Source organism: Candidatus Limimorpha avicola (assembly GCF_056978975.1).
In genome coordinates, this window is record NZ_DBMCYK010000005.1 from 41,034 (window position 1) to 66,522 (window position 25,489).

General features: G+C 37.2%; 15 protein-coding genes. 2 read left to right on the forward strand and 13 right to left on the reverse strand.

The window, feature by feature from the left end; genetic code table 11:
* Positions 1–35: 35 nt before the first annotated feature.
* From ACZOVS_RS03725 to ACZOVS_RS03745, 5 genes are read right to left on the reverse strand one after another with little or no spacing between them, the layout of a single operon-like run.
* Complete coding sequence (locus tag ACZOVS_RS03725) at positions 36–6,374, reverse strand: SpvB/TcaC N-terminal domain-containing protein (protein ID WP_483995887.1); 6,339 nt, start codon at positions 6,372–6,374, stop codon at positions 36–38.
* Positions 6,375–6,386: 12 nt separating this feature from the next.
* The gene (locus tag ACZOVS_RS03730; RefSeq protein ID WP_483995888.1) at positions 6,387–6,842 is read right to left on the reverse strand and encodes a T9SS type A sorting domain-containing protein; all 456 of its coding nucleotides are present in this window, start codon (positions 6,840–6,842) and stop codon (positions 6,387–6,389) included.
* A 21-nt stretch (positions 6,843–6,863) separates the two neighbouring features.
* Entirely contained in the window at positions 6,864–7,844 is a 981-nt protein-coding gene (locus tag ACZOVS_RS03735) for a hypothetical protein (RefSeq protein WP_483995889.1), read from the reverse strand.
* A gap of 31 nt (positions 7,845–7,875) precedes the next feature.
* Positions 7,876–9,354, reverse strand: a complete 1,479-nt coding sequence (locus ACZOVS_RS03740) for a T9SS type A sorting domain-containing protein (RefSeq protein WP_483995890.1) — start codon at positions 9,352–9,354, stop codon at positions 7,876–7,878.
* Between the two features lie 24 nt (positions 9,355–9,378).
* Positions 9,379–10,461 carry a hypothetical protein gene (locus tag ACZOVS_RS03745; protein ID WP_483995891.1) on the reverse strand — a complete coding sequence of 361 codons (1,083 nt, stop codon included), beginning with the start codon at positions 10,459–10,461 and terminating at the stop codon, positions 9,379–9,381.
* A gap of 711 nt (positions 10,462–11,172) precedes the next feature.
* Between ACZOVS_RS03745 and pyrB the strand changes: the two genes are divergently transcribed.
* Together pyrB and pyrI are read left to right on the forward strand one after the other, a co-directional pair.
* A complete protein-coding gene (gene pyrB / locus ACZOVS_RS03750; RefSeq protein WP_483995892.1) occupies positions 11,173–12,093 on the forward strand; it encodes an aspartate carbamoyltransferase in 921 nt (306 codons plus the stop codon).
* A 15-nt stretch (positions 12,094–12,108) separates the two neighbouring features.
* On the forward strand, positions 12,109–12,576 hold the full coding sequence (gene pyrI, locus ACZOVS_RS03755; protein ID WP_483995893.1) for an aspartate carbamoyltransferase regulatory subunit: 468 nt from the start codon (positions 12,109–12,111) through the stop codon (positions 12,574–12,576).
* 3 nt (positions 12,577–12,579) lie between these two features.
* Here the strand turns inward: pyrI and ACZOVS_RS03760 are convergent, their stop codons facing one another.
* The 8 genes from ACZOVS_RS03760 to rplA all read right to left on the reverse strand — a co-directional run bounded on the left by ACZOVS_RS03760 (position 12,580) and on the right by rplA (position 25,468).
* Positions 12,580–13,983 (reverse strand): caspase family protein, encoded by a 1,404-nt coding sequence (locus ACZOVS_RS03760; protein WP_483995894.1) that lies wholly within the window; start codon positions 13,981–13,983, stop codon positions 12,580–12,582.
* 1 nt (position 13,984) lies between these two features.
* Entirely contained in the window at positions 13,985–15,112 is a 1,128-nt protein-coding gene (locus ACZOVS_RS03765; protein ID WP_483995895.1) for a formylglycine-generating enzyme family protein, read from the reverse strand.
* A gap of 6 nt (positions 15,113–15,118) precedes the next feature.
* Positions 15,119–15,430: a DUF3467 domain-containing protein gene (locus ACZOVS_RS03770; RefSeq protein ID WP_483995896.1), complete on the reverse strand. Its 312-nt coding sequence runs from the start codon at positions 15,428–15,430 to the stop codon at positions 15,119–15,121.
* A gap of 107 nt (positions 15,431–15,537) precedes the next feature.
* Complete coding sequence (rpoC, locus tag ACZOVS_RS03775; protein ID WP_483995897.1) at positions 15,538–19,809, reverse strand: DNA-directed RNA polymerase subunit beta'; 4,272 nt, start codon at positions 19,807–19,809, stop codon at positions 15,538–15,540.
* 27 nt (positions 19,810–19,836) lie between these two features.
* The gene (gene rpoB / locus ACZOVS_RS03780) at positions 19,837–23,643 is read right to left on the reverse strand and encodes a DNA-directed RNA polymerase subunit beta (RefSeq protein WP_483995898.1); all 3,807 of its coding nucleotides are present in this window, start codon (positions 23,641–23,643) and stop codon (positions 19,837–19,839) included.
* Between the two features lie 139 nt (positions 23,644–23,782).
* The gene (rplL, locus tag ACZOVS_RS03785; protein ID WP_483995899.1) at positions 23,783–24,160 is read right to left on the reverse strand and encodes a 50S ribosomal protein L7/L12; all 378 of its coding nucleotides are present in this window, start codon (positions 24,158–24,160) and stop codon (positions 23,783–23,785) included.
* 73 nt (positions 24,161–24,233) lie between these two features.
* Positions 24,234–24,755 carry a 50S ribosomal protein L10 gene (gene rplJ / locus ACZOVS_RS03790; RefSeq protein WP_483995900.1) on the reverse strand — a complete coding sequence of 174 codons (522 nt, stop codon included), beginning with the start codon at positions 24,753–24,755 and terminating at the stop codon, positions 24,234–24,236.
* A 17-nt stretch (positions 24,756–24,772) separates the two neighbouring features.
* A complete protein-coding gene (gene rplA / locus ACZOVS_RS03795; RefSeq protein WP_483995901.1) occupies positions 24,773–25,468 on the reverse strand; it encodes a 50S ribosomal protein L1 in 696 nt (231 codons plus the stop codon).
* Positions 25,469–25,489 lie beyond the last annotated feature (21 nt).

A 25,489-nucleotide genomic window follows, 5' to 3' on the forward strand; every position in this document is an offset into this window, starting at 1 on the left:
GTTAACAAAAAACGAACGTATAATCTTTAATTTTATCAAAGTTTAAACGGTTTTGTCTGTTTATTTGAAAACATAGACATAAATAACGAGAAATTCATATCTCCTGTCCAAGTTCTACTGAAGCTGATAGGCACCACCTCAATAATTTGTGCCGGAAGCATAGCGAACATGACACTTTTAACATATATCTTTCCATTATCAATTACCACTTCATCAATACATCTAATTATTTCACAATTTCTATCTTCCGGCGAAAGTGTGTTTCTCAGTTCATCTTCAAAATGTGCCACTTGTTGGTCTGCCCAATCGGATGCATAGGCATGCTGAGTTAGAACATCATAAAATATCGGTATCAATATGCTGAAATCAAAACCGACATAACCCGGTCTAAAATTTTGAAAAACATATTTCCCGGCAAAAAGATTATCAAAGAAACTTGATGCTGTTTGTACTATAACATGTTTTGCAACATGTGAATTAGCAAGAAAATCGCACACTCTCAAACCCTCTTCATTATCTTTAGGAGCATGAATATATGCACATAATGTTGATTTAGACAAACCTTTTCCGACACCACCCCAAAATGACTTTGTAACTTCAGACCAATTTACAGAATTATAATCTCCACTCCCATCATAATTTGCTATGAATGAATTGGTTCCTGCCACAAGACCTCCTATTGCAGCATTACTCATGACTTGTACAATCCACGATGCAGAGATAACACCCTGTGAAACACAGCCTTGAATAAAGCCGGCTCCAAACGCCAACAATCCTTCCCCAAAAGTATCAATATTAGGTATATTTTTAATAATATTAAAAACACCACCACACAAACCTTGTACGAGCCACTCTATCCACTCTCCTGTCGGGTCATTATATGACAACGGATTATTCAAACAATAACTGTACCTGTTATAATTCTGCGACATGTCTGGCAATTGGACATTATTGTCAGGACTTAACATCATCGACATTAACGGATCATACATCCTTCCATTCATATTTATAAGTCCGAAATCCTTCAAATGCTCATGCCCTGTAAATCCTCTGTCACACAACATATCACCATTATATGTGCCAGACCACGTATCTGCATTCCTTAAATTCCCCCACGCATCAAAACTCAATTCCTGTATTTTATTACCATTTTCATCAGTAATAATATTCCATGAACCCAAATGGTCTTTATAAATAAAATAAAAACCTCTATCTCCTTCCGGTGTCAACACTTCTACAGCAAACACCCCAGCAGGACTTTGAATATATGTATATACAGTTGTCTTATTATTCTCAGTAACATATTCACAACCTCCGACATAGACCTTCTCAAGGGACTTGCCATCTACCACTGATGTCACTTTACAGCGCTCATAATCAAAACCGTATTGAAAAGCAATCGTATTGTCTCCACTAATTATTTTATCCACTTTATCAAACATAGTATAAGTAATTGTATGATTTATCCCTTCAATATCAACTTCTCCAAGTTTAGCCTTTACAATTGCATTTGGCTTTTCTGTATCATACTCTGCTTCAAAATATATATCTTTGCCATCCACAGATTTGCTATTGATATTTCCCAAAACATCATATTGCATTATTCCTGTAGTCATTCCATTGCGCCGTATTTTCGTAAGTCTGTCATATTTATCATATTCAAATTCCTCAGAAACCTTTGTTCCGGTATATTTACTACGCCCGGTAAGATTGCCGTTGCCATCGTATGAATATACAAGATTCTGTAATTCAAAATCACCTTTTTTTGTTAATATAGACAACAATCTGTTATTCAAATCATCATAAGAGAACTCTGATACACAACCATTGGCAGTCTCAAATTCCACAATATTACCAAATGAATCGACTTTGTTGGCTGTCCAAAGCACTTTCTCTCTATCGACATCAATTATCGACCTACAATACCCTGAATTTGAATATACATTTTTTATTGTCAATCCACTTGGAAATGTCTCTTCCAATTTCCGTCCAACTTCATCATAAGTAAATGATGTAGAATACATTTCACCATCAATCATCTCATCAACCGATGTAACACGCAACAATTCATCATAATTATATGTAATCACCTGATTATCACCACATATTATCTTTTTTAACAAACCAATTTCACCATCATTATCTTCATAAATCCATTCAGTAACAATTTCCTTACCGGTATGTACGTCCTTATCAACACGTCTGACAGTTTGTCCTACAGCATTATAACTATATGTTGTAACATTATTTTCCGGATAAATCATTTTAACAAGATTGTCAGCAGCATCATATTCATAGCACAAAACACCACCATTAGGGTCAGACAACCTCTTTTTATTGCCACGATTATCATATTCCACATTGATGACTGTATTTTCATTACCAAGAATTTTAGCAGATTTAATATTTCCACTACTATAATAGTCATACACCACAGACGCTCCACCATTATCTTCAGTCTCAATTAACCATCCCATAGGATTTGTCTTTTTAATCTTTTTTCTGACAGTACCATCATTCAAATAAGTTGTCAACACAACATTATAGCCATCATATTGATATACAGCACGAGTGCCATCAGGACGACTCTCCTCTGTCAATCTTCCAAAAATATCGTATGTAAACGACACATAATCAACATTATCACCTCTATAATATGGCAATGATTTTTTTACAAGATTCCCATTGTCATCATATTTCATGTCAACAAATACAGCATCACCATTAAGGTTAAAACTTACATTTCTCAACTCTTTACCTGTCTTATGATAAAAAGTCATAGTCTCAGCCTTGCCTGTAGTCTTGTCCCAAATATAATAAGATGCCCCCTCAGGTGCATATTCATTACCTTCAGACCACAACTTAACCTTCACATTTCTAATACCGTCAGCCATAATTACATCCTGTCTAACTCCAAATGGATCTTCCAGTCTATTTGTAGTAAAATCATTATAATCTGTCACTGCAGTAAGCATTCCATAATTCTTATCATAACAAGATTGCAGATTACGCCCCATTTCATCGACTGTCAAAGTTGGATATCTATATTGATATTCAGGACCATAATCTAATTTTATCACTTTCTCATCTTTAAATGAAGAAGAAGTTTCCACTCTTTGCACGACATGACCGAAATCATCATACTGAAATGAAATCGAAACGGAAAGAGGATCAGTGATATCGCCATAAACATTAGGTATATAATCTCTCATCATAACTCGATGTGGATTATTGTCATCAGAATAATGAAACATTTCAGTATTCCCAAAAACATTTTCCGACTTAAGAGACTGTTTTCTAACAATCATGGCAGGTCTGTTAATAAGCCAATTTGCATAATCAAGGTTATAATAGTTTTCTACTTTCGTCCAATACATATAATCCATAGGATTATCTCCTACATCTTTATAATCTACCGCCTCTGTAACACTATTCAAAATAATAGCATTCAAATAAACATTACTATTCAAATCACTGTTATATTCATTAACTGTCTTAACGACTTTATGCAATTTACCACGTTTGTCACAATCAAATATCTTTTCAGTCTTTCCTACCATCATTGGCATAATTATTTTATCATTGTCGATAAAACTGTATTTTTCATAAAAATAGTTCTCTTCTTTCAACAGGACATTATCATTCCCGAATAATTGCAACTTATCCAACAACATGATAAAATTTTCAGACATTGTTGACAATTCATTATATGTTATTTGTTTTCTATTTAAAACACCATTTACATATTCTTCTTTCATCACAGATTCAAAACCCATAAATCCATGACCATCCAAATGTATCTTGGCATTATTATAATAATATTTTGAAATGACGGGATTACCATTGATTGAGAATAATGTATCCGATTTCAAAGCTCGAATAGGGATTCCAATGCACATTACACCATTCTCCAAAGAAGGAGCATTTAAACTGTAAAATGATTGAGAATCATTTTTCGGCATAAGATAATCATATTCAAATCCCATACAATTTCCCATGCCGTCTGTTATTCTTTCGACAGCATACATAGAAGTATGAGGATTCAATGCAACAATTTTGGGAGTCTCAGCAGAATAAGGGGTTCTTCTAACACTTGACAATACTGAAATATTCTCTTGTCCCAAAAAGTTACCAAGATGCACATACTGATGTGCATAATTTATCGACATATAATATCTTTTATAATTTGCGAATGTAAACAGTATCTCATCTTTCAATCCTATTTTAAATCCCACTTCAAGATAATAATTACCTCCGGAATTTTTAAATATGCCAATATCAGTTGTTCCATCACCATCAAAATCCGCAGTTCTTATCGTTACAGTAGGTTTTGCCAAATCTTTCAACGAACACAAATATCTGTCAATAGGCTGAGGTGTCACACCTGCAAATATACTCGAATAGTCACAACGATATTTGTCCGTATAACCATTCCCTTTGGAAAATCTTATAGTCCAATAAGTCTTTGGACTATAGACAAGAAGGTCTATATTACCATCTCCATTAAAATCTCCGGGAAAGACAAAATCATCAAGGGAGATATCTATCCCACATTCTTTTATCAAAACATAATAACCATTATACAAAATCAATGAATAAAATCCCGATTCTTTTCCTCTTGTAGCCAAAAGTTCAGAAGCACCATCTCCATTATAGTCCATTGGTTGAAAACGCTGTGCCTCATTAAACATATCATCAAAAAACACAACATTACTGAAACACGTCTCATCTTTATAATATAAATATTTAACGTTAGTATTTGGAGACAAACTCCCATAATTCCCACTTATCAATAACAAAGAAGCTTTTCTTTCTCCAAAAAAATCTCCCGGATAAATATTAAAAATATTATTTTCGGAATAATTATATACAAAATCAAATGTTTTCCCGTTATTGATATACATATTCATTGTTGTCAAAGTACCATTATCATTATCAACACTGTATGAAACAATATCATCCTTGCCATCGCCGTTGAAGTCAACAACATAAATCCATTCCAAATATTTGTCAAAAATCATCGTAGTAAGCGGGAAGTCTTCAAATCCTCCTTTCCCGGTATTCAAATATACATCAGCCAAAACATTTCCCGGATAAGTTTCACCCAATTTATAAGGCACCAAAATGACATCAGAAAGACCATCACCATTAAAATCCCCAACAAATGGGACCTTGTTGAAAACATTTTTATCCAAAACATACGACTGATGTGCGTTGCCATAATGTTTCGATTTATCGTTCCATGATATTCTCGTTGGATTCAGTTTGACGCCATCAACCGTTAATGTAACCTCAACAAGTCTATGATACATAAAATACACATTATCGTAATATTGTGGTTTCAGATAATTAAATGAATAATTGTATAACTCACTATTTGACAACATATTCGATACAATAATATTTGTCAACAATCTTTTACTTTGAATAATAGCATCACCACAAAATGCGAAATCGCAATCCGTCTTTTCCTCATAGACAAATTCCACTTTATAAACAGCATCTTGATTGGTTTTATCATTATAAGTATAATATATACTTTTTATGTAAACCTCTCCTGTTTTTTGATTCTCATCATAATGAAATGTCATATAATTACCATCTCTATCAGACACTTTATTAAGCATCCACATTAAAGTCAAATTACTGTTATGTGAAGTCTCTATTTTCGAATCAACAGTATTGCCATATTCACATATTGTGCCATCAGCTTTCCATACCTCAAAATAATCAGGACCATTACTATCCGGATATGATACTATTTTACTCATCATATCCATTTCAGTTTTATATATCAACTCATTTACCGAGCCTACTCCTTCAGAGACTTGAAACATTCTGTTGCCGTCAAGGGAATAAACATCATCATTAAAATCAACATCACCTATTTCTCCATCATGATAAATTGTCTTCCTCGCCCTTGTTATTGATGACAATCCTAAAACATTCCATCCCCAGCCAAGCAAACCATTACCTCCCTGACTATTATAAGAAACAGACAATTGAGGCAAGATATCTCCAATACAAGAAGGCATTTTTAAAGGAATACTGTAAACAACACCTCCCATGTCACCTACATCATATACTCCTGACAAACTTCCGACAACACCATTGTCGCCCACCCCAGGGCCTCCGTAATATCCTTCTTCAGGCAAAAAGACTCCATATCTGTCTATACTAAGTTTCATATCATGACCATCGACAGGTTTATAACAAAACCCCTCTTTCAATGTTATGGACCTACTTGCCTGACAAACATAACTCACAATATTATTCATCTCCTCATTCAGGACAATATCTGTTTGATGATACATATCTTGAGCATTCATATAGCCTCCAATAAGCATAACAAACAACAATAATTCTCTTTTCATAACAATAACATTTTACAGTTTCAACACTATCTTAGTCTGAACATAACCTTCAAACTCCACTTTCATCAAATATACCCCTCGTGGGAAACACGAAATATCCAATGTATGTCTTTCACATACAATCTGACAATCAACAAGTTTCACTCCATTCATATTATAAAAGCTTAAAGTTGCTTTATTATCACTGTCTATCGATTTCAACTGCACGGTAAGACATCCGCTGGTTGGATTAGGAAACACTCTCATTTCCTCATCCAGAACACATTCATCCAATACATAATCACTTGTAATAGTATTTTTCATCTTGTCAAACTTTTTTTCATCATTGCAATCATCACCGAGCCACCGTTCTATTCTATTACCATTATTATCATAACTAAATGACAAACAATACTGTGCAAATAAATCACCTGTTTGGATCAAGTATAATACTATCACAAGAAACACAAAACAATATTTCCGTTTCATAATATTATCCTTTTAAAATTACTATTTTAGAGTATTGATAATATCCTGTTGCTTCTTAATTTGTTTTTGTAGTTCTATGGTATAGAGTGTAAGTTCCTCGATTTTCTTAAGCAACAATCCCTGAAATTTGACGATTTCGTAACCTTCAGTCAACACTTCAAATTCTGATGGAATATCCGGAAGATGTCTGTTTTTCTTGATATAACGCTCCAACTCCTTCAACGAGATAAGATTGTAATCATCTTCAAAAACATCATCGTGCCATTCTTCTACCTCTTTGACATATACCTCATTAGTAAGAATACCTCCTGATACCGCCAATGAATAGTTATATGAATCTTCAAATACATTATTAGTATTAATGCCAATTTTACCAAAAAGTGCAACTCTTTCTGCCTCTATGCTCAGGTTGTCATCCACAGCTTTTATTCCCATTCCGTCTTTAGATACCGATATCACATGATTATCATCATACATTTGGAGGAACACCTTGTTGGTCATTTTATTTTTAGTTTCAAGAATAACTCCGGCATCTTCACTATAATCCGATTTTATATGTAATTTAGCTTGCGGTTCAATAACATCCCCTATTCCCACTTTGCCTGTCGATTCATTTCCAAGCGACGGACCGACGAACAAAGTCGGATGTTTACTGTTAAAGCTTATTATCAATGAATTTGGTTTATTATTAATAAGAGCCTTATTATCCAAGTCACCAAGACCTGAACCTATAACCACCGCATTGGTAGCTTCCGCGCGTACAAAAGTCCCCAATGCCATAGAAGTACCACCTTTTGCCTTTGCCGAATTTCCTACAGCCAACGAATAGACTCCAGTCGTACTATTATTAATACCCAATGTTGCCGAAAATGTTCCATTAGGTTCATTTTGATATTGTCCGGAAGTTGGACCACAAATATCGCACCCATTAGTGTCCTGCGCTTTTATCACAGCACACATCATCTGCAGCAGTATAATAACTGTCAATAAAATATGTTTCATAAATTCTGTTTTTAAAGGTTCTAATTTATCATTATTTTTTGATGAATGTACCAGTTAAAATACAATCATCACCATCTATTAATTTGCAACAATATGTGCCACTGTTCAGGGGAGAAACGTCAATTGTCAGAATGTTTCCATTAGTTCCAATTGTTTTATCCAAAAACATCCTTCCTGCAATATCATATACCTGGATGCGTGCATTTCTCATCTCAAAACCTGAAGTTTTTATATTCACAATATCGTTTGCCGGATTAGGAAATATATCCACATCAATATCTTCAACAATATTATCAGAAACAGAAACAACAAGTTCAATATCTTCTCTTAACACTTTGAAAATCTGCACCATTGTTGGTTTCTCTCCAGTTACATTGATTGAATGTACAATAACTCCGCCATCTTTTGTAGGCTGTGCATTTACCGACAATGCAATATCACAATCATTACCAAATTCTTTTCTTCCTAACAAATTCAAATCTTTATCAATCATAGTAACAGTAGTAGGAAGATATTCCGGATCATAAAAATTATAAAGACTAAAAACCGCTGATAGTATATATATCGTCGAATCATTAATATAGACATTATTGCAATATTGAGCCAAATAGTCCGATGTATCAGCTCGCATCAAAGGAAGTCTTTCCGAAACATCTCCTGTAATATTCATTTTCAACACTTCAGTATAGTAATCCGTAATTGAAGAAGCATCTTTAATCCTTCTTACAGGTATCAAAAATTCCTCCTCATCATACCAATAATCAGTATTTATGCAACAAACCGAATAATCGAACGGCAGCACGCTATGTGCAATATACTCCAAATCTTTGTCAAAACGGCTTAATGTAATATGTCCGGCAACATCAAAAGCCTCTCCGATAAGCAAATATTCCTCTGTTCCCGGTATCTTCTCAAGGTCATGAGGCACTCCACCAGAAGGACGATGACCGGTATGAATAACTTTCTTCAAAACATTCAAATCATCATCTACTTCCATGAATATCAGATCGCCATCTCCTGACCATCTCTCCTCCTGAACTATCATGGCAATATTGTTATCATAAGATTTTGTCATGACCGACCAGTCTCTCCACGAATAATAATTCTCATCCAATGGAATAAACTCTTCCTTCACTATCTCAAGTTCAGAATTCATAATAGACAACCATAAATACTCAAAAGCTTCAGTAATATCATCATCACTCGCCAATCCGATGACAATAATACTGTCGCCATTCAACTTCATAGATGAATTGAAAAAACTTTTTTTCTTTTCTGTTGTAAACACTTTACGTGTATAATTATCATCATTATCAATAAATATCGCTACCGGTCTATAATCATAACCGGAACCACAAAACGTAGTTATTCCAACAAGATAATTACCATTTTCAACCATTGTACCACCACTAAAATACTCATGTTTCTCAGATGGATAACTTATTTCCCATTGTTGAGCATTCACGACTATCGTCGTTAAAAACATCATTAAGACAGTAATTTTTTTCATGACAATATTATTTTAAATTAACAATTATTTCTGTAGCAAATCAACTGGTAATCCCAAATCAAGTACCGGAATTGCTATTTTTTCACCATATAATATAAAATTCTCATGTCTTCTCAAAGTTCCTCCTGACACTATTGAACTGTTTCCTTGAATATCCACCTCCATAAATTTCGGATTTTGTGGCAATTGCCCACTATATTTAGGGTCATTGGGTACAAGTTCCATAATAACATCAACTTCATTTTGAAAATAATAATTCAATAAAGAACCGCTTAGATACAAATATTGAAGATTGTTAATCCAATAATAAATATAGTATTCACCATTATATTTTACATATTCATTACCCAACAGATGTATCATGGACTGTGAAAAATAAATATTCCGGTATCCATCAACAGCAGCCGGAGACCATCCATAATAGTAATTAATCCAATATTCTATCCATTCCGCTGCATCACCCCATTCAGAAGGGTCGTCGCAAGAGCCTCCGTACTCACCAAAGTACCAGCAATCATCCTCACCAAAAGGTCCGACATAATACACATTAAGATTTCCGGGATCTTCAGGTATAGACCTTCCCGAAGACACCAAAGCTATTATCTCCAAACGGTTGTTTTCGACCTCTCCTTTCTCAAAAAACACATTTTTCAACGATTTGTTTTGAACAATTCCATCGTTAGAATAGGCTGTTCTAACATCATTTATGATTTGATCATATAATAATGCCACATCACTCATCGACACGACATTATTGTTGACAGGTACAGAAAACACCAATTCCTGAGTAACAATTTTATCATATAACAAGTCAGGGAAAGTATATGAAGCATTAAACAAAGCCTCAATATTCCACACCACACTGTCGATACTGATAAAATCCTCACTTTTTGAAGCAAGACCATCGGCAATGGACATTCTGTTTTTAAAATTTTTTATTTTTCCAACAATACTCGAGGCATCAATTTGTTCTGTACTACCAATATTATCAGAAAGTATACTCTGAATCGGTTCAATATATTTCTTCCTACAGGCATACAATGCCATTGCCAGAACAATAATGCAAAACAACACTTTTAAAATACTTTTATAATAACTATGTTTCATAATTTTTTGGTTTTTTAAATTCTATTTAAGCACTTTCTAATACATACACAGATTTTTGACTAAAAAATTGTCTTTTTATCTTATGTCTAATTTTTTATCCTTAACTGCCGACATTCACACCAAGGATTTTCGTTCAATCATATCAATACCTCCTTTGCATTTTTTTAACGTTTGTCTTATCGCAAAGATAAAGACCAAACAAAGTTTTGTCAATAGTTTTTTCATTAATTTTTATTTATTAATCATATTATATTCAATAAGATATCTTAAAAGTTATTAACATTTTATAAAAATAATATATTATAAATATGTGAATCATTGTATCTATGATATAAAAAATCTTAACAATGTTAAAAATCGCCACATCAAGATTCATATTCTTCATTCCAGGTCCAAATTTCATTTTCTTTTCTTCACAATCACATATTAAAAATGCATTACTTTCATGCAGATTTTACCTACGAAAGAGATAATGTCAGATATTCAGAACATATTTTTTTGTAAAAACCTCTTGACAATAACAAAAAATGACGTAACTTTGCACTTTGATGACAAGAGTAAGGAATTTAGCGGAGTTAGCATCTAAGGTATTAAAAAGAAGAAATTCTTTTGAAAATAAAATATTTTCATTTTCGTTGACGGTTTTTGAAGCCGTCTTTTTTTTTTATTCAGAAACATCATATTGTTAAACTATAAAACATATTGTCTATCATGTCAATTTCATTAAAAAATCGCAGTTTGATTTCCATCAACGACTACACGCCTGAGGAAATATGTCATATTCTTGACATTGGTGAAGACTTTGAAAGAAATCGTCATCAAAACTTATTAAATGGCAGAGTCATTGCCTCTTTATTTTTTGAACCCTCCACAAGAACGAGACTGAGTTTTGAGACAGCAATACAACTATTAGGAGGCAATGTCATAGGATTCAGCAGCACTGCCGGTACCAGTGTACAGAAAGGTGAATCTTTAAAAGATACCATAATAATGGTTGCGAGCTATGCAGATCTTATAGTAATGCGCAATCCGATAGACGGTTCTGCCCGCTTTGCCTCTGAAGTATCAAAAGTGCCAATTATCAATGCCGGAGACGGTTCAAACCAACATCCGACTCAATGTCTTCTTGATTTATATTCAATACGTAAAACTCAAGGTACTCTTGAAAATCTTGAGATAACAATGGTTGGAGATTTAAAATATGGCAGGACGGTACACAGTCTTGTACAAGCCATGTGTCACTTCAATGCAAAATTCAATTTTGTTTCTCCTGAAGAATTAAGAATGCCCAACACTGTTATTCAATACATCAAAGACGCCAATCTAAGATATGATGAATATACCGACATAGAAGATGTTATTCCTCATTCAGATATAATATATATGACAAGAGTTCAAAGGGAGCGTTTTCCTGATCCTCTTGAATATGAAAAAGTTAAAAACTCATATATACTTCGCAATCACATGCTTGCCGATGCGAAATCAAATTGTCGCATATTGCATCCTCTACCGAGAGTAAATGAGATCAACGTTGACGTAGATGCAAATCCGATGGCATATTATTTTCAGCAAGCCCAGAACGGTTTGTTTGTCAGACAGGCTTTGATAGCTGCAATATTAGGTCTTAAATAATAAAATTTTGTAATCATGGATAAAAGAAAAGAACTTATAGTATCAGCAATAGAAAACGGGACTGTAATCGACCACATACCGGCTGACAAAGTTTTCGAAGTAGTAAAGATATTGGGACTTGACAATTACGATGGTCCAATATATTTTGGTACAAATCTCGAAAGCAAGAAATACGGTCGCAAAGGCATAATCAAAATCAACAACAGATTCTTTGCTCCTGAAGACATCAATAAAATTGCCCTGGTTGCTCCTACTGCCACGTTAATAGAAATCAAAGATTTTGAAGTCATAAAAAAACATACAGTAGAAGTCCCTGATTATGTTGACAATATAGTTAAATGTTTCAATCCCAACTGTGTAACCAACAAGGAAAGAGACATTCCTACTAAATTCAATGTCATTAAAGATGAAAATGGAGTTATTAAACTCAGGTGTCATTACTGTGAAAAATACACCACTGAAGACAATATGACATTTATATAACAATCACCTTAGTTTTATATCTTTCCATTTATCGGTCAATCTCGATGAATAAATAACAGAAGGTGTTTGAGTTTTTTTAAACTCTGATAATGAGTATGTTTTAACTTTACTCTGAACTTCATAAAACAATCCCCCGAGTGTTAGATTTGAGGGATTGTTTTGTATTTCTTTCAAAAGGAAATATGTAAAGACACCGTGTTTCTTATCTTCATACTGAAAAGCCGTTTCGTTTCCCTGTGCAGCGAAACAAGCCACCACATTGCCATCAAGCACCCTTGTCTTGGATTTTATTCCTGACGTTATATCATCGACTAAAACTGTTCCTTTTCTATTATAACAATTAAAACTCGCATCAACAAACACCACAGCTGATTTTACCGGCATGGCACTCAGATTCTCAAAGAAATAATCCACGCTAAAACATGTTTTTATTTTTGAGAAGCGACCTTCTACAGGGACGAAATACGACTTTTTGTTTCTGTTTGACGATATGCCATGTCCGACATAATATATTATAAATTTGGTCTCCTCTCCATATTGCTTTGCCACGCCAGACATCCATTTTATCATTATCTCAAAATCCTTCAATGTGGCATTTTGCACAAATTTAAGGTTTCTTTTCGGGACACACAAAGTTTTTATACAATAATTCTTAAATGTTTCGGCATCATTTTTAGCGAACTTAACCTTAGGCTCCTTTCTATAATTTTCATTTGCTATTATCACGACCCAAGTATTCTTATTCACTGAATCCATCACCGGAATATCCTTGTCTATACTATGGTTTTTCTCATCTACACCGTTACGCACTCTTTCTCCAAAAATATATACAGGAGATAGCATATAAGGTACTCCCATATACATAGAGTCAATTATCACCTTATTAATATATTGAAATCTCGAGCCGTCAGGCAGCATAAAATCCACCTTTGCCAACCCAAGAGTATCTTTATAAATAAAATAATCCGGTTTCAACACTATATCAGACCATGAAGAGATAAAATAATCAGATTTTACGACAGGCACTTTTACCGACAATCGTCCAAAATAATTTTCAGACATAATCATCTGTTCATTATTCCTGTCATAACCATCAATATTCAAATCGAGGACATAAGTTCTTGATATTTCTTCCAGATACTTATCAGATGCCTCAGCCTCCAAAAGGACTATCATCTCCTGCTTATGAGATTCACTAACTCTGTTTTTATATCTTGCATTAGATTCTCCCGGCTGTTTTCTCTGCCATTCATCAATTGCATTTTCCACATAAGCCTTTACGAAAACACTATATCCAGATTCAGGACGTACCATTCTGACGGGTTTAGACGAAGTCAACGACACTATCTGTCCAAACAACATTGAACTCATCAATACCAACAATATAGTCAACAAATGTTTTCGCATCTTACAAAGCCAATCTAAATCCTATGTCAAAACGCCGTGTATTAGGGACAAGACCCTGTCTATAATGGATACGGCATTTTTCTTCCCTATCATACCAGCTTCCACCTCTTACCGCAAAAAACGCCCCCTCTTCCTTACCCGTAGGATTGATCTGAGAACCTCCTTCGTAATCCCCAAAAATATCTCCGCACCATTCAGACACATTACCTGTCATGTCGAACAAACCAAGTTCATTTGACAGTTTCTGAGCGACATGATGCACGCCATAGTCAATATCATCTTGACCCACATTACAACTATTATACCAATACCATGCCACATCATAAATATCATGGCCACCTGAGAAAAGATATCTGTTAGAATCCTCACCACCTTTAGCTGCATATTCCCATTCCGCCTCTGTCGGCAATCTAAAATCCTCTCCCGTAACATGTTTCAGCCATGTACAATATGCCACTGCATCATTCCAACTAACATGTATCACAGCTCTGTCGTAGTCAGCCTCATTCAAGACATTACCATCCTGGTCACATCTCCAGTTCACACCTTTTTTCAACTCCCAATAGCCTCTGCCCCAGACATAGCTGCCGCCATATTTATCCGCATCTGTCTTATAATCGGTAGCATCTACAAACTGTTTAAACATGCGTACTGTAACCTCAGTCTTACCAATACAGAAATCACTCACCACCACTTCATGTGCAGGCATAATATTACTCTTAGGAGCGTTATTTTTCTGCTTTTCTCCCATCATAAAAGAGCCGCCCATCACTTTCATCATCTCTATCAAAGTGCCGTTGACATCTATAGTACGTTTAGCCTCTTTTATTTTCACCTTAAAAACCACAGCGTCAGAATACAACATGTCGCGTTCCGCATATACGTGCCACACTGCAGTTTTTTTCCCTGGCATAACATTCTCACCCACATCGCCGCTCACCTGTTTCAACGGCGGTCCAAAAGTCTTGCCTCCATCTGTAGAGCATTGAATATCAATATCCGACACAGCATCAAGAACATAATATATCTCTATATTATTACCGACAACCTTGAAGTCAGCGTCAGTAACACTTTGCGTTCTTGCTGTCAGAGTCACTGTCAGGAAGAGGAGGCAAAACAACCTTTTCATAATAATTTAAGCTTCTCCGGCGGTACCATTACCAACGTTGAATGTCATTCTGTCATTTACGTCTTTAATAGGACCGAACATAGCCTCATATTTATTTATATTATCCGCCAATGCCTTAAATAAACGTTTAGCATGTTGAGGAGACAATATAACACGAGACTTCACTCTTGCTTTTGGAGTTCCCGGCATTATTTGGGCAAAATCAACAACAAATTCCGAATTAGAATGTCCTATCACAGCAAAATTAGAATATACTCCGCCGGCGACCTCGTCTGTTATCTCAATGCCAATTTGATTTTTTTCCTTATTATTATCCATAACTTACGATTAAAAATTTTCAACAAAGATAACAATTATTTTCATAAAAAAAAGGTTGACTAAAAAAATCAGTCAACCTTCTGTTTAACATCAGCTATACATTGATGTCATTTTTTCTCAGTAAATTGTTCATAATCCTCCTTAGAACCGACAACGAGGTCATCATATTCACGAAGGCCCGTTCCGGCAGGTATTTTATGTCCTACTATAACATTTTCCTTCATACCTTCAAGGGTATCAGTCTTGGCATTTATAGCGGCAAGAGTCAACACCTTGGTAGTTTCCTGGAAAGAAGCAGCAGATATGAAACTATCCGTTTGAAGAGCAGCACGGGTAATACCTTGGAGCACCTGTACTGCAGTAGCAGGACGAGCATCACGTGCCTCCACAAGTTTCTTATCCTTACGTTTCAACAAAGAATTCTCATCACGCAATTTTCTAAAAGATATCAGTTGTCCAGGATATAAATTCTCTGAATCGCCGGCGTCTGTAACAACAACTTTACCAAATATCTCGTCATTACATTCCTGGAAAGTAACCTTATTAACCAATTCTCCTTCAAGGAATCTGGTATCACCTGGGTCAGCAATCTCCACCTTACGCATCATCTGACGTACAATGACCTCAAAATGTTTTCCATTAATGGTAACACCCTGTGAACGATATACTTCCTGAATCTCATTAACGATAAACTCCTGCACTTTCATAGGGCCTTCTATGGCAAGGATATTCGCCGGTGTTATAGCGCCGTCAGACAAAGGCTGTCCTGCCTTGACGAAATCGTTTTCCTGGGCAAGGATTTGTTTTGTTGTAGGTATGAGGTAACTCTTTCTCTCGCCTGTCTTTGAAGTTATAATAACCTCTCTGTTACCACGTTTCAATTTCTTCTCGAACGACACCACTCCATCTATTTCCGATACCACAGCAGGTTCCGAAGAATTACGTGCCTCGAACAACTCAGTAACACGAGGAAGACCTCCGGTGATATCGCCCAACTTACCTATTGCACGCGGTATTTTCACGAGCATGTCGCAAGCTTTAATGACATCGCCTTCCTCCACCATAATATGAGCACCTACCGGCAAGTCGTACGACTTGATAACTTCTCCGTTCTTATCGAGTATGGAGATTGAAGGATTCTTCGAATATCTACGAGCCTCAATAATAACACGTTCATTATAACCTGTCTGTTCGTCAGACTCATTACGGAAAGTAACACCTTCAACAATATTATCATAACGAACTTTACCATTATACTCAGACAATATCAATGCGTTATAAGGATCCCATTCGCAGATAAGGTCTCCAGCCTTCACCTCTGTATTTGCAGGGATATAAAGTTTAGCGCCGTAAGGAATGTTGGCAGTAGTAAGAGCGACACCTGTAGTAGGGTCGATAATCTTCATCTCAGCTGAACGTCCTATCACGACCTGATATTTCCTATCATCTTTATCCACATAATCCTCAACACGAAGTTCATCTATCTCAAGGATACCGTTATATTTAGCTTTTATAGAAGAGTCGTCCATAGTCTTTGATGCAGTACCACCTTGATGGAAAGTACGCAATGTAAGCTGAGTACCAGGTTCTCCGATTGACTGTGCAGCGATCACACCAACAGCCTCACCTCTTTGAACGAGTTTGCCGGATGCCAAGTTACGGCCATAACAATTTGCGCATACTCCATGTTTCGACTCACATGTCAACACTGAACGAATCTCAACACTCTCAATAGGAGAATCGCATATTTTGGCTGCTATAGGTTCAGTTATTTCCTGGCCTCCCTGTATCAACAACTCACCAGTCTGCGGATGGAAGATGTCATGCAGAGCGACACGTCCCAAGATACGGTCATACAAAGATTCAACTATTTCGTCACCTCTACGCAAAGCACTTATTGTCAATCCTCTCAATGTACCACAATCTTTTTCAGTGACAATAACATCGTGTGCCACGTCAACGAGACGACGTGTAAGATAACCGGCGTCAGCCGTCTTCAAAGCCGTATCAGCAAGCCCCTTACGGGCACCGTGAGTAGAGATGAAGTACTCGAGCACGGAAAGACCCTCTTTAAAGTTGGAGAGAATAGGGTTCTCAATAATCTCAGCGCCACCGGCAGCATTAGATTTTTGAGGTTTTGCCATCAAACCACGCATACCGCACAACTGACGAATCTGTTCCTTAGAACCACGAGCTCCAGAATCAAGCATCATAAACACAGGGTTGAATCCCTGGTCATCTTTAGGGAGGAGGTTCATAACCTCTTCGGTAAGTTTGGTTACCACATGTCCCCAAATATCTATAATCTTATTATAACGTTCATTTGTTGTAATAAAGCCCATATTGTATTCTTCACGAATACCGGCGACTTCTTCATTAGCCTGTTTGATAAGTTCTTCCTTAACAGTAGGAATCAACACATCACCAAGGTTGAATGACAACCCGCCTTTGAAAGCCATATTATACCCCATATTCTTGATATCATCTAGGAATTTCGTTGTGATGGCAGTTCCAAGAAGTTTCACCATCTCACCGATAATATCACGCAAGGCCTTTTTATTCAACAATTGGTTGATATAACCGAATCCCTTGGGCACCAACTGATTGAACAACACACGTCCCACCGTCGTCTCAACCATTTTCTCGACAAATTCGTCATTTTCACGTACAGTAACATTAACGTAAATAATGGCGTGCATATCGACTTTTTTCTCATTATAAGCGATAATAACCTCTTCTGCCGAATAAAAACGTTTTCCTTCACCTTTCACCGGGTGGTCCGGAGTACTTTTACGCGGTTTTGTGATATAATACAACCCCAATACCATGTCTTGTGAAGGCACTGTAATAGGCATACCATTGGCAGGATTCAGAATATTATGCGAAGCAAGCATTAAAATCTGTGCTTCCAACACTGCTGCATTGCCGAGTGGCACGTGAACAGCCATCTGGTCACCGTCGAAGTCGGCGTTGAATGCGGTACATACCAACGGGTGCAACCGTATTGCCTTGCCTTCCACGAGTTTAGGTTGGAAAGCCTGAATACCGAGACGGTGCAAGGTAGGAGCACGATTCAGCAATATGGGGTGGCCTTTCAAGATATTCTCTAAGATATCCCATACATCGGCTTCTTTCTTGTCAATTAATTTCTTGGCTGATTTTACAGTTTTAACTCTACCTCTTTCTATCAGTTTACGTATGATAAACGGTTTAAACAACTCGGCTGCCATATCTTTAGGAAGACCGCACTCGTTCATATTGAGATCCGGACCTACGACAATAACGGAACGACCTGAATAGTCAACACGTTTACCCAACAAATTCTGACGGAAACGTCCTGATTTTCCTTTTAGGCTATCGCTAAGTGATTTCAAAGGTCGGTTGGATTCAGTCTTCACCGCACTGGATTTACGAGAGTTATCCAACAATGAATCGACAGCTTCCTGCAACATACGTTTCTCATTACGCATGATAACATCAGGAGCTTTGATTTCAATAAGTCGTTTCAAACGATTATTGCGTATGATGACACGGCGGTAGAGATCATTCAAATCGGAAGTAGCGAAGCGGCCACCATCGAGGGGCACCAACGGTCTCAACTCAGGTGGTATTACCGGTACGACTTTCAATATCATCCATTCAGGACGGTTTTCTATACGTTTTTGAGCATCACGGAATGCCTCAAATACCTGCAAACGTTTCAAGGCATCTTGCTTACGCTGTTGTGAAGTCTCTTTTCCTGCCTTATCGCGCAACTCTGCCGATTCCTTATCCAAATCCAATTGTGCCAAAAGGTCATAAATGGCATCTGCGCCCATTTTTGCAATAAATTTATTTGGGTCATCATCAGGCAAATGCATATTATCAGCAGGAAGATTCTCGAGAATATCGAGATATTCTTCTTCCGACAACAAATCCAATTTATTGATACCATCTTTTTCCTTGATACCTGGTTGTATGACGACGTATCTCTCATAATAGATGATACTGTCAAGTTTTTTTGTCTGTATCCCGAGTAAAGCACCTATTTTATTAGGCAGAGAGCGGAAATACCAGATATGAGCGACAGGCACCACCAATTTGATGTGACCTGTTCTTTCACGTCTTACCTTTTTCTCAGTCACTTCCACGCCACAACGGTCGCAAACGATATTTTTGTAACGGATACGTTTATATTTACCGCAATGACATTCCCAATCCTTTACCGGTCCAAAAATTCTCTCGCAGAACAATCCATCGCGTTCAGGTTTATATGTACGATAGTTGATTGTTTCAGGCTTAAGCACTTCACCGTATGAGCGTTCCAATATAGACTCAGGTGAAGCAAGACTTATTGTAATCTTTGAAAAATTGCTATTTACTGTGTTCCTAAAAGCCATATTTGGTCAAAATATTATAGAACTTTATTATTCAAACGTAACTTCAAGTCCGAGTCCTCTCAATTCGTGGATTAAGACATTAAATGATTCCGGGATACCAGGAGTAGGCATATTTTCACCTTTGACGATAGCTTCGTAAGCTTTAGCTCTACCCACTACGTCATCAGACTTCACCGTCAATATTTCCTGGAGTATGTTACTTGCGCCAAAAGCCTCCAAAGCCCAAACCTCCATTTCTCCGAAACGTTGACCGCCGAACTGAGCCTTACCTCCTAAAGGTTGTTGTGTAATCAGTGAATAAGGTCCTATAGAACGAGCGTGCATCTTATCATCCACCATGTGGTGCAATTTAAGCATATAGATATAGCCCACAGTAGCCTTCTGATCGAACGGTTCTCCTGTACCTCCGTCATACAACTGTACTCTTCCGTTTTCCGGGAGACCTGCTTTTACCAAATAATCATTAATCTCTTCCAACGTAGCACCGTCAAAAATAGGAGTTGCAAACTTCACACCGAGTTTCTTGCCTGCCCAACCGAGGACAGTCTCATATATCTGTCCCAAATTCATACGTGAAGGTACACCCAACGGGTTCAACACTATATCAACAGGTGTTCCATCTTCGAGGAATGGCATATCCTCTTCACGCACTATCTTGGATACAATACCCTTGTTTCCGTGACGGCCGGCCATTTTATCGCCAATATTCAATTTACGTTTTTGTGCGACATATACCTTTGCCATCTGAACAATACCGTTCGGCAACTCATCGCCTACGCTTGCAACATTCTTTTTACGGCTAAAGACACCCAAAATCTTCTTGTATTTGACATTATAATTATTAATCATAGTCACTATCATCTCGTTGATTTCGGGATCCGAGGTCCATTTATAAGAATTGACAGACATATAATCAATGTTCATCAACACTTTCTTGGTAAACTTCACTTTCTTAGCTATTATAACTTCCTTAAAGTTATTATATACGCCTATTGATGAGCGACCATCCAACAATGAGAACAATTTCTCAACGAGTATTGATTTAAGTTCATCGACTTGTGTCTGACATTCTTTTTCAAGTTCTGCTATGACATCTTTATCTTTAGACTTTGATTTACGGTCTTTAACAACTCTTGAGAACAAACGTTTTCCTATCACCACGCCTTTCATTGAAGGACCAGCTTTAAGCGATGCATTTTTGACATCGCCGGCCTTGTCACCGAATATTGCACGCAGCAATTTCTCTTCAGGTGAAGGGTCAGTTTCTCCCTTTGGCGTTATCTTTCCTATAAGGATATCACCTTCTTTCACCAAAGCACCAACTCTGATAAGACCGTTCTCATCGAGTTCTTTTGTTGCCTCGAAACTGACATTGGGAATATCATTTGTAAGTTCTTCCAAACCTCGTTTTGTGTCACGTACTTCAAGAGTAAATTCCTCAATATGTATGGAAGTAAAGATATCCTCTTTCACTATGCGTTCAGAAATAACAATAGCATCCTCATAGTTATAACCTTTCCATGGCATGAAAGCTACCATAAGGTTACGACCGAGAGCCAGGTCACCGTCAGCAGTGGCATAACCTTCTGTCAATATCTGACCCTTGGTAACATGTTCTCCCTTTCTAACAATAGGTTTCTGATTGATGCTGGTATTCTGATTTGTTCTGGCATATTTGATAAGTTCGTAAGTCTTAATGTCATCATCAAAACTGACGAGTCTTTCTTTATCTGTTCTATTATATTTTATTGTTATCTTTGTAGAATCGACGAAAATCACCTCTCCATCGCCCTCTGCCTCGACAAGGATACGTGAATCTCTTGCCACATAATGTTCGATACCTGTTCCTACAATAGGAGCTTCAGGATTCATAAGAGGCACAGCCTGACGCATCATGTTAGATCCCATCAAGGCACGGTTGGCGTCGTCATGTTCAAGGAACGGGATAAGAGATGCCGCCACTGACGATATCTGATTTGGTGCAACATCCATAAGATGTACTTCATCAGGAGTGACAATAGGGTAGTCGGCTATATAACGAGCTTTCACCATTTCGTCAGTTATCTTTCCGTCATCATCCATATTTGTACATGCCTGAGCGATGATCTTGTCTTCTTCTTCTTCAGCAGTAAGGAAAATAGGCGGTTTATGGAAGTCAACCACACCATTTTTAACTTCACGATATGGGGTTTCTATGAATCCCAATTTATTTATTTTTGCGAAAACACAAAGTGAAGAAATCAATCCGATGTTAGGACCTTCAGGTGTTTCGATGGTACAAAGACGACCATAGTGAGAATAGTGCACGTCACGCACCTCGAAGCCGGCACGGTCACGTGAAAGGCCACCCGGTCCCAAAGCAGAAATACGACGTTTATGTGTCACCTCCGACAAAGGATTCGTCTGGTCCATGAATTGAGACAACTGATTAGTACCGAAGAACGAGTTGATAACTGATGATAATGTCTTGGCATTAATAAGATCTGTTGGAGTAAATACTTCATTGTCACGAACATTCATTCGTTCGCGTATGGTACGAGCCATACGTGCGAGACCAACGCCGAATTGTGCATACAACTGTTCTCCTACAGTTCTGATTCTACGGTTACTGAGGTGGTCTATATCATCGACTTCAGCTTTGCTGTTAGATAAATCTATCAAATATTTTATGATAGATATTATATCTTCTTTTGTTAAAACCTTGACATCTTCCGGAATCTGCAATCCGAGTTTACGGTTTATTCTATAGCGTCCCACTTCTCCGAGATCATAACGTTTGTCGGAGAAGAAAAGTTTTTCTATGATACCACGTGCGGTCTCCTCATCCGGTGGTTCGGCATTACGCAATTGGCGATAGATATATTCCACTGCTTCCTTTTCCGAATTAGTGGTATCTTTTTGCAAGGTATTGAATATTATAGCGAAATCTGTGGTATTCACTTGTTCTTTATGCAACAGTATAGATTTTACGCCAGCATTGAGGATAACATCTATATGTTCAGGTTCAAGTACTGTACCTCTTTCTATCAAAGTCTCATTACGTTCTATGGAGACGCATTCTCCTGTTTCTTCATTAACGAAGTCCTCAAAACGGGAGCGCAATACTCTTGCTGCCAATTTACGACCCAACACTTTCTTGAGACCATTTCTCGAGACCTTCACTTCTTCTGCAAGATTAAAGATATCGAGTATGTCTTTATCTGTTTCATAACCGATAGCGCGCAACAATGTAGTAATTGGCAATTTCTTCTTACGGTCGATATAAGCATACATGACGTTGCTGATATCTGTCGAGAACTCCATCCAAGAGCCTTTAAAAGGTATGATTCGGGCTGAATACAGTGTTGTTCCGTTGGTATGAACACTTGACCCGAAGAAAACGCCCGGAGAACGATGAAGTTGTGACACCACCACGCGTTCAGCTCCATTAATGACGAAAGTACCTTGAGGCGTCATATATGGAATCAGTCCGAGATATACATCTTGAACTATTGTTTCGAAGTCCTCATGCTCTTCATCGGTACATGAAAGTTTCAATTTGGCTTTAAGTCTTACACAATAACTCAAGCCACGTTCGATACATTCGCTTATCTCATACTGCGGTGCATCGATATAGTAATCGAGAAACTCGAGTACAAAGTTGTTTCTTGCGTCTGTAATAGGGAAGTTTTCTGTAAAAACCTTGAACAATCCCTCATTTTTTCTATTGTCCGGGTTAGTATCCAACTGGAAGAAATCCTGAAATGATTTAAGTTGAATATCGAGAAAATCCGGATACTCGAACGGTTTTTTTATAGACGTGAAACTGATTCGTTCTAATGATTTGTCTGCCAAAGTGTTATATTTTTTATGATTTCTAAAAGCTATAAATTATAGAGGTGTCTTTCACAACGAAAAATATAGGCATAAACCTCAGCACCTGATCATAACAGGAGCCGAGGTGGTTATGCCCTTATTACAGGATATTAAATCCTTATTTAATTTCGACTTCTGCACCAGCTTCTTCTAACTGAGCTTTAAGTGCATTAGCTTCATCTTTGCTTACACCTTCTTTGATAGCTTTAGGAGCAGCGTCAACTAATTCCTTAGCTTCTTTCAAACCGAGACTGGTCAATTCCTTAACCAATTTCACAACGCCCAATTTTGATGCGCCGGCTGATTTGAGGATAACATCAAAAGAAGTTTTTTCTTCTGCTGCTACTGCTTCACCACCTGCTGCCGGAGCTGCTACTACTGCTGCTGCTGCTGCTGGTTCGATACCGTATTCTTCTTTCAATATTGCTGCGAGTTCATTGACCTCTTTTACTGTAAGGTTTACTAATTGTTCAGCAAAAGCTTTTAAATCTGCCATTTTTCTTCGTTTTTATTTGTTATACAATATTTTTTCTTTTTTTCTTTTATTGCGAATGACATACATTCATTAATTATTCCGGTCTTTCGGATAAGGTCTTCACGACACCGCTGAGTATATGACCACCCGATTGCAAAGCGCCAAGAACATTCTTGACAGGAGATTGCAACAAGGCGATAACATCGGCTATCAATTCATTCTTCGACTTGATGCTTGCCAATGTGTCAAGCATATTATCTCCGAGATAAACACATTCTTCTATATAAGCACCTTTTAATATAGGACGATCATTATTTTTACGGAAAGTCTTTATCAATTTTGCCGGTGCGTTGCCATTTTCAGACAACATAAGAGCGGTGGTTCCTTTAAGAACTGTATAAAGATCACCATAATCCTTACCTGTTCTTTCCATAGCTTTTTTCAGTAAAGCATTCTTTACCACAACAAGCTTGACCTGACTGTTGAAGCACAATCTTCTCAACTGTGATGTTTTTTCAGCATTAAGAGCCTCTAAATCTGTCACATAAAGATTAGCAGATGTATTCAACAGGTTTGTTATAGAATCTATTATAACCTCTTTATTTTCTCTTCTCATGTCAATCTTATTTTAGGTTAGATAGTTACTGATTTAACGTCAACTTCAACTCCGGGACTCATTGTACTCGAGATGAAGATACTCTTTACATAAGTACCTTTAGCTGCTGCCGGTTTCAATTTAAGAACGGTCTGGATAAGAGCCTTTGCGTTATCATAAATCTTATCGGCACTAAAACTGACTTTAGCAACCGGTGAGTCAACGATTCCATATTTATCAACTTTGAAATCGATTTTACCGGCTTTTACTTCCTGAACAGCTTTACCAACCTCCATTGTCACTGTACCGGTCTTAGGGTTAGGCATCAATCCGCGAGGACCGAGTATTCTACCGAGAGCACCGACCTTAGGCATGGCTGTAGGCGTGGTAATTATGACATCGACATCGACCCAGCCGTCTTTGATTTTTTGGATATATTCCTCAAATCCGACGTAATCAGCACCTGCATCTATTGCTTCCTGGGCACGGTCCGGTGTACAAAGCACCAAAACACGCACCGACTTGCCGGTTCCGTGAGGCAAAGTGACACTGCCACGCACCATTTGATTGGCTTTACGTGGGTCAACGCCCAAACGGATGTTCAAGTCAACCGAAGCATCGAATTTAGTGTAAGTGATTTCTTTAACGATATCAATCGCTTCTTTCAAGGAGTAAACCTTGCTTTTGTCGAACTTAGCTAAAGCTTCTTTTCTTTGTTTAGATACTTTTGCCATTTGAAATTCTTTTTTTGTTCT